11 protein-coding genes and 1 riboswitch are annotated in these 11,330 nt (G+C 66.2%); of the genes, 4 read left to right on the top strand and 7 right to left on the bottom strand.

The features are described from left to right. A partial coding sequence (locus tag VIR09_RS26455; protein ID WP_332015560.1) for an ABC transporter substrate-binding protein occupies positions 1-743 on the bottom strand: 743 nt, incomplete at its 3' end. A 61-nt stretch (positions 744-804) separates the two neighbouring features. Between VIR09_RS26455 and VIR09_RS26460 the strand changes: the two genes are divergently transcribed. Together VIR09_RS26460 and VIR09_RS26465 are read left to right on the top strand one after the other, a co-directional pair. Then, positions 805-1,524: a Crp/Fnr family transcriptional regulator gene (locus VIR09_RS26460; RefSeq protein WP_332015561.1), complete on the top strand. Its 720-nt coding sequence runs from the start codon at positions 805-807 to the stop codon at positions 1,522-1,524. Between the two features lie 215 nt (positions 1,525-1,739). Next, positions 1,740-2,375 carry a DUF1971 domain-containing protein gene (locus VIR09_RS26465; RefSeq protein WP_332015562.1) on the top strand — a complete coding sequence of 212 codons (636 nt, stop codon included), beginning with the start codon at positions 1,740-1,742 and terminating at the stop codon, positions 2,373-2,375. A 72-nt stretch (positions 2,376-2,447) separates the two neighbouring features. Here VIR09_RS26465 and mntP read toward each other — a convergent pair whose 3' ends face one another. The 3 genes from mntP to VIR09_RS26480 all read right to left on the bottom strand — a co-directional run bounded on the left by mntP (position 2,448) and on the right by VIR09_RS26480 (position 5,852). After that, positions 2,448-3,020: a manganese efflux pump MntP gene (gene mntP / locus VIR09_RS26470; RefSeq protein ID WP_332015563.1), complete on the bottom strand. Its 573-nt coding sequence runs from the start codon at positions 3,018-3,020 to the stop codon at positions 2,448-2,450. Positions 3,021-3,026: 6 nt separating this feature from the next. Next, a riboswitch (yybP-ykoY riboswitch) is annotated at positions 3,027-3,212 on the bottom strand. Between the two features lie 37 nt (positions 3,213-3,249). Continuing rightward, the gene (locus VIR09_RS26475) at positions 3,250-4,218 is read right to left on the bottom strand and encodes a tripartite tricarboxylate transporter substrate binding protein (protein ID WP_332015564.1); all 969 of its coding nucleotides are present in this window, start codon (positions 4,216-4,218) and stop codon (positions 3,250-3,252) included. A gap of 50 nt (positions 4,219-4,268) precedes the next feature. Further along, on the bottom strand, positions 4,269-5,852 hold the full coding sequence (locus VIR09_RS26480; protein WP_332015565.1) for a sulfatase family protein: 1,584 nt from the start codon (positions 5,850-5,852) through the stop codon (positions 4,269-4,271). 133 nt (positions 5,853-5,985) lie between these two features. Here VIR09_RS26480 and VIR09_RS26485 point away from each other — a divergent pair, with 133 nt between their 5' ends. Together VIR09_RS26485 and VIR09_RS26490 are read left to right on the top strand one after the other, a co-directional pair. Beyond that, positions 5,986-6,891, top strand: coding sequence for a LysR family transcriptional regulator (locus VIR09_RS26485; protein WP_332015566.1), 906 nt, complete (start codon positions 5,986-5,988; stop codon positions 6,889-6,891). Positions 6,892-6,986: 95 nt separating this feature from the next. Further along, positions 6,987-7,436: a DUF6389 family protein gene (locus VIR09_RS26490; RefSeq protein WP_332015567.1), complete on the top strand. Its 450-nt coding sequence runs from the start codon at positions 6,987-6,989 to the stop codon at positions 7,434-7,436. Positions 7,437-7,490: 54 nt separating this feature from the next. Here VIR09_RS26490 and VIR09_RS26495 read toward each other — a convergent pair whose 3' ends face one another. From VIR09_RS26495 to VIR09_RS26505, 3 genes are all read right to left on the bottom strand, one after another. Then, on the bottom strand, positions 7,491-7,934 hold the full coding sequence (locus tag VIR09_RS26495) for a hypothetical protein (RefSeq protein WP_332015568.1): 444 nt from the start codon (positions 7,932-7,934) through the stop codon (positions 7,491-7,493). Between the two features lie 136 nt (positions 7,935-8,070). Beyond that, the gene (locus VIR09_RS26500; protein WP_332015569.1) at positions 8,071-10,509 is read right to left on the bottom strand and encodes a TonB-dependent siderophore receptor; all 2,439 of its coding nucleotides are present in this window, start codon (positions 10,507-10,509) and stop codon (positions 8,071-8,073) included. Between the two features lie 66 nt (positions 10,510-10,575). Next, positions 10,576-11,330 (bottom strand): FecR domain-containing protein (locus VIR09_RS26505; RefSeq protein WP_332015570.1); only part of this gene is annotated, 755 nt, incomplete at its 5' end.

The raw sequence follows: 11,330 nt of genomic DNA on the forward strand, positions 1-11,330 counted from the left end.
AAGGCCGCATCGCCCGCCACGCCGGCCGCGGCCATGACGCCGGCCTGCGGCAGCGTGGGCTGCGCGGGAAAGGCGGCGCTCCAGGCCTGTTCCAGGCTTTGGCCGCGGTACAGCGCCGGCGCCCCTGCGGTCTGTTCGGCCCGCCACAACAGCAGCGATGCCATGGGTTCGACCAGCAGCGCCTGCCCTGCCTGGCCATTGAGCATCAGCGCGATAGCGTCCTGCCCGTCGCGGGTACGGCGCAAGGCGACCGGCGCCAGGCCGCGCGCGGCATGCGCTTCCAACAGGGTATCCAGCAGCACGGCAGGCAGATCGCGCTGAAACGGCACCACCAGTTCGCGGCCGGCCAGATCGTCGAAGGTGCGCACCGCGGGATCGCGGCTGACCAGCCACAGAATGCCCCATACGGAGATATTCAACAGGCGCACAGGCATGCCGCGGTTGTGCAGCAAGGCCGGCAGCGTGCTGGGAGCGGCGCTGAAATCCAGCTCGCCGTTCACCAGCAGCGTGCGCAACTGGTCCGGCGTCTGCCACAGGCGGAAGCGCAACTGTCCGGCGTGATCCGCCAACGCGCCGGTGGCCGCCATGTGCATCAGGGGATAGCTGACCACGGCGCCAGGGCCTGCCAGCGTCAGGACGGCGCGGCGGTCCGGCGACGCAGCGCGCAGGACTCCGGCCGCAGGCCACAGGGCAGCTCCCAAGGCGGCCGCGCAGAAGCGGCGGCGCATGTGCAAGTCATTCATTGAATTTCAAATAAGAATTGTTATCGTTTAAGATTCTCCCATTCACACTGAAAGACCCAGAATGACAAATATCAATCTGGCCGGCGCGGCCGTGGCCGCGTTGCTGGCAAGACATCCGCTGCTGCAAGGCCTGCCGCCTGGCATGGACCAGGAGGTGGCGGCCGACCTGCTGCGCGGCGCCAGCCCGCTGCGGGCCGAGGCGGGGCAGATCCTGTTTGGCGAAGGCGACGAAGCCTCCAGCTACGTGCTGATAGAAAGCGGCCAGGCCGAGGTCATGCGCTACAGCTACAACGGCGACGAACGCGTATTCCGCGTCTTCGAGCCGGGCCAGTTGATGGCAGAGGCGGCCATGTTCATGCCGCATGGCCGCTACCCCATGCAGGCTCGCGCCCGCAGCGCGCTGCTGGGCTGGCGCCTGGGCCGCCGGCAGTTGCACGATGCTTGCCGCCGCTGGCCGGATCTGGCGCTCAAGCTGCTGGCCGCGCTCAGCAAGAGCCTGTACGACCAGGTAAACAAAGTCGACTGGATGACTTCCAGCTCAGCGCCCGAACGGCTGGCCAATTACCTCATGGGCCTGCACGAGCGCCAGGGCGCCGCGCTCACGCTGCCGCTGAACCAGCGCCAGCTTGCCGCTCACCTGGGCATCCGCGCCGAGACCTTGAGCCGCCTGCTCAACGACTGGCAGACGCAGGGCTACATCAGCGGCAAGCGCCGCCAATGGGCAGTGCACGACTCAGCGCCTCTGGCCAGGCTGGCGACGACGGCGAAGCGGCCGTTCTGACGGCCGGGCCGGCCCAGGCTGGGCTGGGCTGGCACCGCACTATGGACTGCGATGATTCCAGCCACGGCGCCAATGACTTTCGTCATCGGGCCGCGGCGGTGCGCGTCGGACAATGCAGGCAGATCCTCTCCCCTGCTCCCATGTCCGAATCCGCTCCTCCCCTTGCGCCTGTTCCGGCTGCCCCCCCGATAACCGAAGCAGACATCCGGCAACTGGTGCACCGCTTCTATGCGCACGTGCGCCAGGACGAAACGCTGGGTCCGATATTCAATTCCCGCGTGGCGGACTGGGACCACCACCTGGACCTGTTGTGCGATTTCTGGTCGGCGCTGCTGCTGGGCACGCGCCGCTTCAAGGGCGCGCCGATTCCCGCGCATGCGCGCATCCCGGATCTTTCATGGCCTTTGTTCCAGCGCTGGCTGGCCCTGTTCCATGGAGTCACCGCCGGGCTCGGCCGGCCGGCCTTGCAAGCCCAGGCCGACGCCATGGCCGAACGCATCGCGGCCAAGCTGTGGAGCGTGTGGCAGCAGCGCCAAGATCTGCCGAGCCTGCCCGACTCGCTGCCTGAAGGCGTGCGGCCCTACCGCGACAGTCCGGTGTTCACGCCCGACAACCTGCCGGCCGGCTTGCTCGCGGCGCATACGACCAAGGCCGGCACCTGGGGTTTGTTGAAGGTACATGCGGGCGTGCTGCGCTATACCTTGGATGATCCGCCGCACGCCGAGGTAGTGCTGACGGCCGGGCAGCAAGTGTTGATAGAGCCACAGGTGCGGCACCATGTGGCGTTCGAACTACCGGGCAGTTTTCAGATCACGTTCTGCCGCGCCCACGATCCGGAAGACGCAACCTGACCGGGACTGCCGCAGGCTCTGCCGTCGCGCCACGGCGCATTCTTCCCCAGATACCGGCGAGCCGCCGCGACTTCAGCCGGCTGCGACGCTGAGATGCTCATACAGGATCGCCGCCCCTATTCCCATCAGCGCAATCCCTCCCAGGATCTCGGCGCGTTTGCCCGCGACGCTGCCCAGCACCCGCCCCAGCATCACGCCCAGGGTCACCATCAAGGTGGTGGCCAGGCCGATGGCGATGGCCGCCACCACGATGTTCACGTCCACGAATGCCAGGCCCACGCCGACGGCCATGGCGTCGATGCTGGTGGCCAGGCCGGTTGCGGCCAGGAGCCAGAAGGAATGGCGGGTGACGGGCGCGGCGTCTTCGTCGTCCTCCTTGAGGCCGTTGCGTATCATCAGCAAGCCCAGGATACAGAGCATCGCGAAAGCGATCCAATGGTCCCAGGCAACCACGTACCTGGCCGCGACGGAGCCCAGCGCCCAGCCTATCACTGGCGTGATAGCTTCGATCACACCGAAGATCAGGCCGGTGCGCAGGGCTTCCGGAAATCGGGGTTTATGCAGCGCGGCGCCTTTGCTGATAGCCGCGGCGAAGGCGTCCGTGGACATGGCGAACGCGAGAACGATGATGGCGATGGCATTCATTTGAGGAAAGATCCAACTGGGCGGAAACGGCACGGATCTTTCGCGCCGCCCAGCGTCGCGCGAAAAATCCGTGGTCTCGCCAAGCGTGAATGCCGCTTGCGCCATGGCTGACAGAGCCAAGAATGTTGACGCAAGCCCTTGCGAACCTGGCCCGGCCGGGCTGCAAGGAGGCTACTCCCCAAAGAGTAAGGGCAGTCTAGCAGAGCCTGCCGACCGTTGTGTTACACCGCTATTCCCCGCGTATCCCAGCCTTCTCGATCACCTCCTTCCAACCTTTCGCCTCTCTGTCCACCCATGCCTCGGCCTGCACCTTTCCCGCAAACGGTCCGCGCATGCCCAGCACGGCCATGCTCTGCTGGAACTCCGGCATGGCATAGACCTTGGCCAGCGTATCTTCCCAGACCCGCGCGATTTCCTTGGGCGTGCCCTTGGGCGCCATCACCAGGAATGCAAACGACACGTCATAGTTCTTCAGCCCGGCCACGCCCGATTGCGCCGCGGTGGGGACTTCAGGCAGGTCGGCGTCGCGTTCCTTGCCCGATACCGCCAGCGCTTTCAGCTTGCCAGCCCGCACATGCGGCAGGACGCCAGGCGTGGCGAGAAAGGCGGCCTGTATCTGGTCGCCCAGCAAGGCATTCACAGCTGGAGCGTTGCCGCGATACGGCACATGCGCGACCTCCATGCCGGCGGCGAGCCTGAGTTTTTCGAAAGCAAGATTGCCGGGGCTGCCATAGCCGGCGGAGGCATACGTGATGCGGTTGGCTTTGGCGTAGCGCAGGAATTCGTCCAGCGTGTTGATACCGAGCTCTGGACGCACCGCCAGCGCCAGGCCGAAGGAGCCGGCCAGGCTCAACGGTTCCAGCCTTTGGGTGACATCCTTGTCCAGGCCCTTGAAGATGTAGGGATTGACGGTCATCAGCGTGTCCAGCGTCATCAGCAGCGTGTAGCCGTCTGGCGCGGCCTGGGCCACGGACTGCGCGCCGATATTGCCGGAAGCGCCGGAGCGGTTTTCAACGACGATGGTCTGGCCCAGCAGCTTGCCCGCATGCTGGGCGATGGCGCGGGCTTCGAGGTCAAGCGGACCGGCGGGCGGGAAGTTGACGATGAGGCGGACGGGACGCACGGGGTAGTCGGACGCCACGGCAACCGAGGTTCCGGTCGCGAGCAGCGCCGTACAGAACAGCAAGGACTTGATCATGCTTTCTCCTGGGTGGCGCCGGCCGCGAGGCCAGCGCCGTTGCGGGGACGTCAGGCAATGGCGGTGGGATGCGGACTGGTCTCGGCGTGGCGGATCATGCTGCGCGACAGCTCCAGCAGCAGCTCGGCGCGCAGCGCGCGGGCGACCGGGTCGTCCCACAGGTTGCGCAACTCGTGGGGATCTTCGCTCAGGTCATAGAGTTCGCCCCAGGCCGCGTCGGCATAGACGCTGAGCCGGTGGCGCGGGGTCTGCAGGGTGCGCATGCGGGTGCGGCCGGGAAAGCCGAACATGGTGCGCTGGCCCTCTTCCTCGATCAGCACCGCATCGCGCACGGTGTCGGCCTCGCCGGACATGAGGGGCAGCAGGGACGCGCCCTGCATGCCGTTGTAGGCAGGCAGGCCGGCGCGCGCCAGCACGGTGGCGGCAATATCGGCCGTGGAGCACAGCGCCTGGCTGCGCGGAGCAGCGGGCGCTGCCTGTGGATCGCGCCAGATGAACGGCGTGCGTATCAGGCTCTGATAGTGGATCGGCCCCTTGAGCAGCAATTGGTGATCGCCGAAGTAATCGCCATGGTCGCTGGTGAAGATGACGACGGTGTTGTCGTCCAGCCCCGTCCCGCGCAGCGCCTGCATGACGCGGCCTATCGTGGCGTCGATGTGGCTGATGGAACCGTAGTTCAGCGCAATCGCCTCGCGCGCCTCGCGCTCGGTGCAGGCAAAGATGGCCGGCGTGTGCTTGACGGCCTTGCCCTGGTCGCGTTGCTGGTGCATCCAGGCCACGTGCGGCGGAGGTTGATGTCCCGGCGCGGCGCTGGCATGGAAGGACTCCGGCAGGGTCACGTCTTCGGGCCGGTACATGTCCCAGTACTTGCCGTGGGGCGTGAAGGGATGGTGCGGGTCGGGAAATGAGCACTGAATGAAGAAAGGCTTGCCGCTGGCCGCATGCTCGCGCAATTGCGCAATGGTCTGCTCACCGATGTAGGCGGTGGTGGAACACTCCTCCGGCACGCGGGTACGCCAGGCCTGGTGATGGTCCGTCAGCACATAGCCGGGCGCGGGCAAGGCATGTTCGGGACCCCACAGACGCCGCGCTTCGGGGTGCTCCTGCGCCAGCCAGCGTTCGTAGTGGCCCCAAACCTGGTCGCCATGGTCCACCGCCAGCGCCACGCGCTCGAAACCATAGAACGGCGTATCAAGATCATGCCTGGGATCCGTGCGCCATAGCGGCCCCCATTCCTGGTCGTAGTTGCCGGGCTCGGCGGTCCAGGCCTCGCCGCGAGCCCCATCACCGGCCGGAGGCCAGACCGCGGGCTTGCCTGTCATGTTCTGCAGATGCGACTTGCCGATCAGCGCGGTGGCATAGCCCGCGCCGCGCAGGCGGTCAACGAAGGTGGTGGCGCGCTGCGACAGCGGAATGCCATTGTGGCGCACGCCATGCACCGAGGGCATGCGGCCGGTCATCAGGGTGGCGCGGTTGGGCATGCAAATGGGCGACGCCACATAGAAGCGGTCCGCTGACCAGCCCTGCCCCGCCAGCGCGTCCAGCTCCGGCGTGCGCAGCATGGCATTGCCATAGCTGCCCAGATGGTCCGCGCGCTGCTGATCCGTGATGAATAGCAGGAAATTCGGCTGCATTGTGTCTCCTCGCCGCCGGCTTTGCGCCGGCTTGGCTCTGTTGTCAGGCCATTATGTGTAGCGGAGACATAATTTGATAATGAATTAATATTACCGAGCCATAACCGTGAATTTATGTCTCAAGGACGCACGCATGGACTGGACCCACCGCATCCGCCTGCGCCACCTGGCCATCCTGGTGCGCTTGTGCGAAACCCGCAACCTCAGCCAGGTCGCAGCGGAACTCAACATCACGCAGCCAGCGTTGTCGAAATGGCTCAAGGACCTGGAAGAGGACATCGGCCTGACACTGTTCGACCGTCATGCGCGCGGCATCGAGCCCACGCATTACGGCCTGGAACTGCGCACCCATGCGCGCGAGATCCTGGGCAAGCTGGGACGCGCCCAGGACAGCATGGCGCAATTGGCCCGCGGCGCCACCGGCACGCTGGCGGTGGGCGTCACGCCCAATATTGCGCCGGTGCTGCTGCCGCCCAGTATCCAGCGCTTCCGCGAACGCTACCCGCGCGTGCTGCTGCGCCTGGCCGAGAACACACTGGACTACCTGCTGCCGCTGATGCAGGAAGGCACGTTCGATGTGCTGGTGGGGCGCCTGGAGCAGCACTCGCTGCCGCGCAACCTGCACTACGAAGAACTGTATGGCGAACCCATCTGCCTGGCCGTGGGCACGGCGCACCCGCTGGCGAACAAGCGCAAGGTGACCTGGCAGGACGTGCAGGAATATCCCTGGATCGCGCCCGGCAATTCGACGCCGATGCGGGTACGCATCGACTACGAGCTGGCGCTGGCCGGCCAGCCTGCGCCCTGGCACCAGGTGGAATCGTCATCGGTGCTGGTCAACGTGGCGCTGCTGGACGGATCGGACCTGGTGCTGCCGATCTCGGAGCGGCTGGCGCGGCATTTCGCGAAGCAGCACATGATCAAGGTGCTGCCGCTGGCGATGCGCAGCCGGGGGATCACCGGCATGGTGTGGCGCGATGCCGCGCTGGCATCGGAGCATGCGGCTTACTTCATGGAGTGCATGCGGCTGGCGCGCTGACCGTCATGAGAAATGGCAGATAATTGACGCGACTCTCCGCCACAGATCCAGACGCGGACGCGCCGGCGCACGGCCCGCCTTGAACGGAAATTTCCATGACCCAATCCGAATACCAAATCGAACTGCTGCGCATCCTGCGCGCCCACGGCGCCGCGGCCGGCGCCACGTTGACGGCGCTGATCGACGCCCTGCCACCCAAGGCGCGCGAAATCCATTTCGTGGTGTTCCCCGACCAGGACGGCGAAGGCACGTTCTCCGTGGTGGCCAGCCTGGAAGGCCCGGACCTGTTCGTGCTCAACAAGGCCATCGAAGGCCACCGCTACCTGTTCGACGTCCGCCATACGGAAGACGGCATCCAGCCCGAAGTGCCGCTGTTCGCGTCGGACCAGGCCGGCTTCAATGTGCAGGACATCATCGTCGACACGGCGATGCAATGGATGGCGGAACTGTGGGCAGCCAGCGGCCAGGGCCGCTCGCCCTTGCCCGGGCTGGTGTATGGGGAAGAAGGCTACGGAACGCGCGAGCCGCTGGCGTTGCCGGCATAGCTGCGCGGCACGGCCCTGTAGGGCGCTACAGCCCGTCGCCAGAGCGAACCGCGCTCACCAGGTCAGGTAGAACATTGCCTTGGCCAACACCACGATAAGCACCATGTGGCAGAACACGCTGACATGCATGCGCCGGCTCAACGCCCCCGTCAGGCGCTGCCGCCGCGCCAGCGTCAGAGCCGTTGCAACATGGACCAGCACGCTCAAGGCCAGCGCGATCTTGAGCGACAGGAGCATGCCGAAGGACGAGGCGAACGGATCGGCGAGCGCGCTGCGATACTGCCAGGCCAGCCCCAGGCCGGCCAGGTACAGCGCCACGACCGACCACGGCAGCACGGCACGCACCCGCGGCGCCAACTGGCTGCCCAGCGCGCGGCGCACTTCGGGCGGCAGGCGCTTGTGCACGGGCTCCAGGAACAGCACCTCGAAGGTGACGGTGCCGACAAACAGGAAGGCGGCGAGCAGGTGCAGGATGAGCAGCAAGGGGTAGGTGTTCATGGCTGCGTGTGGGAATGGCCATCAGTCGGGATTGTCTCATCCGAACCGTACGCTGCAACATGACAAACATCAAACGCGCCCTGCTGGCACTGGACGCGCCGCCGACGCCTGATTTTCACCGCCCCCGCAGCCCCGATCAGAACTTGTAGCTCACCTTCATCCAGACGTTCCGGGGCGTCCCGTAGTTGTAGCCGTTATAGCCCCCCAAGCCGCTGTAGTAGTACTTGTCGGTGAGGTTCTCCACATTGATCGAAGCGGAGACATGCTTGTTGAAGTCATAGCGCGCCATCAGGCCAAACAAGGTGACGCCGCCCTGGGTGGCGCGTCCCAGGCCGCTGGCCTCGTCGTAGTAGATGCTGCTCTGATAGCTGACGTTGCCGCCGACCGTAAGCTTGTTCCACTCGCCCGGCAGCCGGTAGCTGGCGGCGAGGCGGAACAGCCGCTGGGGCGTGCTCGGCAGCAGCAAGCCGCCTTCGGCGTCGCGCTTGGCAAAGTAGGTGTAGCCGCCCATCAGCTGCAAGCCGGGCGCCACTTCGCCAGCCAAGGTCAGCTCGAAACCCTTGCTGCGCGCGCCTTTGACCGCGCGATAGGGCGTGCTCCCGTCCGGCAGCGGCGGGCTCGACGGATCCTCGACCGCAACGTTTTCCTCCTGGGTGCGGAAGATCGCGAAGCTGGAGTTCAGTTTGCCGTCCAGGTGTTCGCCCTTCAGGCCGATTTCATAGTTCTGCCCGGTCTGGGGAGGCAGCACCACATTGCTGGCGTCCCGCGAGGTGGTGGGAATGAAGATCCGGGTATAGCTGGCGTAGGCGGAGAAGTCCTTGCTTACATCCACCACCACGCCGGCATAGGGCGTGAAGACGCCGTTTTCCTTGGCGGTTGGATTGGTGGTCCAGAGATTGGCGGGGCCGTTGTAGGACGATGAGTTTTCTTCGTACCACGTAGTCCGGGCGCCAAGTATCACCGACACCGGGTCTGCCACCTTCAGGCGCGCCGAACCGTAGATGGCGGTTTCCTTCGCGTCCAGGAAGGTGTTGAAGAAGGTGTAAGGCATGGACGGCCTGGAAACGTCCCGCAATTCGTAGAAATTCACGGGGCGGCGATCCCAGCCGGCCGGGTTTGCAGAATTCAGATTGAGTTCGCTGGTGTAGCGGTTGTAGCTCATCCCCAACACGGCGCGGTGCTCCCTGCCAAACGCCTGGAATGGCCCTTCGGCGTAGACATCGAAGGACTTGTTGGTCGAGTTTGCCGGGTTGTCGCGCAGTTCGATGGTGGAGGCGCCGGACGGATCTATGGGCCGGTACGCAAGCAGATAGCCCCAGGCCGCCCTTCTTTCGTTCTTCAGGCGGCTCGCATCCATCTTGATGTGCCAGCCGCTGTCGAAGCGATGGTCCAGCGTGGCGAATATCCGGTCCGTGTACATGTCCCACTGACTCCACGGCGTCACGGGGTTGAAGGACCTGGGAAGATTCGTGCGCGTGCCGTCGCTGTAGAACAGCGGCGCCTGGCCGAAGTTGGCGCCGTCGATGGCGGTCTTCTGGTGCTCGTAGCCCAGGCTGACCGTGGTGCTGGGCAGGATGTCGGCTTCGAGGATGCCATAGAAGACATCGTCGGACCGCTTCTTGTAGTCGATGAAGCTGTCGCCCGCGGTGCGTGCCGCGACCACCCTGGCGCGCAGCGTGCCGGCGCTGTTCAGCGGGCCGCCCAGGTCCGCTTCGGCGTTGTAGCTGTTCCAGCGGCCGACGCCGGCAGTGACATGCCCCGCGAACTCCGATGTGGGGCGCTTGCGCACCAGATTCACCGAACCGCCAGGCTCGCCCACGCCGTTGAGCAGGCCCGCAGCGCCGCGCACGACTTCCACCCGGTCGTAGATGGCGGTGTTGATCATGCCTGCCTCGGCGGACGGCGTTTTGAACGACAGCGTGGGCACGCCATCGAGCATAGTGTTCAAGGCGAAGCCGCGCGAAGTGAACTGCACCCGCTCATCCAGCCGGTCGACGGCGATGCCGGGCGTCTGGCGCAGCACCTCGTCCAGCGTGTTCAGGTTCTGGTCGTCCATCTGCTGCCGCGTGACGACGCTGACGGATTGCGGGGTTTCGCGCAGCGACAGCGGCATGCGGGTGGCGGCGCTGGTCGCCGGAACGGTGTAGGAGCCCGTGCCCTCGGAGGGACCTTCCTCGCCCGCGCCCGTGACGGTCACGGCGGGCAAGGCCGTGACCTCGCTACGCGGCAGTTTGCGCAGGGTGTAGCCGCCGTCGGCGCGCCGTGCCGGTTCCAGGCCGCTGCCGGCCAGCAACTGGCGCAGCCCGTCCTCGAAGCCATAGCTGCCGCGCAGTCCGGGCGATTGCAGGTCGCGCGTCAAGACGGGATCGAACGACAGCAGGACTCCAGCCTGGGCGGCGTAGGCCGAGAGCGCCGCGCTGAGCGGTCCGGGCTCGATGGCCACGCTGATCTGCCCGGCAGGCGCCTGCGCATGGGCGGGCGACATCAGCCCGGCCAACGGCAATGCAAATGCGCCTGCCGCGAGCAGTGCTGGGAGGGAGACGCTTACGCGCAACCGGGGGAACTGAGGGGGCATGACATGCACTCCAGATGTTGGTCTTACCCTCGTAGCCAGATAAGACGCGCAAAGTGCTAGTCGCCGTTACAAAATAGTCTCGCCGCGCGGCACCAGCGACACCCAGTAGCGGGTGCGATAGCGCAGGCCGAGTTGCAGGGTGTCCGCCACCGTGGCCAGCACGCGGTCGGGCTCACCCAGCGGGAAGGCGCCGGAAATGGGCAGATGCGCCACTTCGGGCGCGCAATCGATCCAACCCTTGCGGTAGCGTTGGAGTTCGCGCAGGAATTCGTTCAAGGGCATGCTGTCGACCTGCAGCATGCCGCGCTGCCAGGCGGAAGGATCGCCGGCCAGCGCCTCGGCGCTGTCGATATGCCCGCCGGTAAAGCGCAAGCCCATGCCCGCCGGCACGATGCGCGCCGCATCCGCAGCCGCCCCCGGCAGCGCCACGCGCACGGCCCCTTCCAGCACCTGCACCGCCGATACGCCGTCGTCGCGCCTGACCACGAAGCGCGTGCCCAGCGCAGTGATGCTGCCTTCGCGGGTACGCACGATAAAGGGCCGTGCAAGCTGCTGCGGGTCTGGGGAAGTTTCGATCAGGATTTCGCCGCCGTGCAGCGCGATCAGCCGCTGCTGGGCATCGAACAGGACATCCATGGCGGTGGCGGCATTGAGTACAACGCGGCTATGGTCCGCCAGCAGCACCTCGCGCCGCGCGCCGACTGGCGTGCGGTACTGCGCCACCCAGCCGCGCCAGGCTTCGTCGACCTGGGCGTAGCCGATGGCCCCCCCGGCGCCGATCAGCACCAGCAGCTTGCCCAACGCGGCCCGGCGGGCGGATG

Source organism: Achromobacter sp. (assembly GCF_036567245.1).
Classification (GTDB): domain Bacteria; phylum Pseudomonadota; class Gammaproteobacteria; order Burkholderiales; family Burkholderiaceae_B; genus Achromobacter.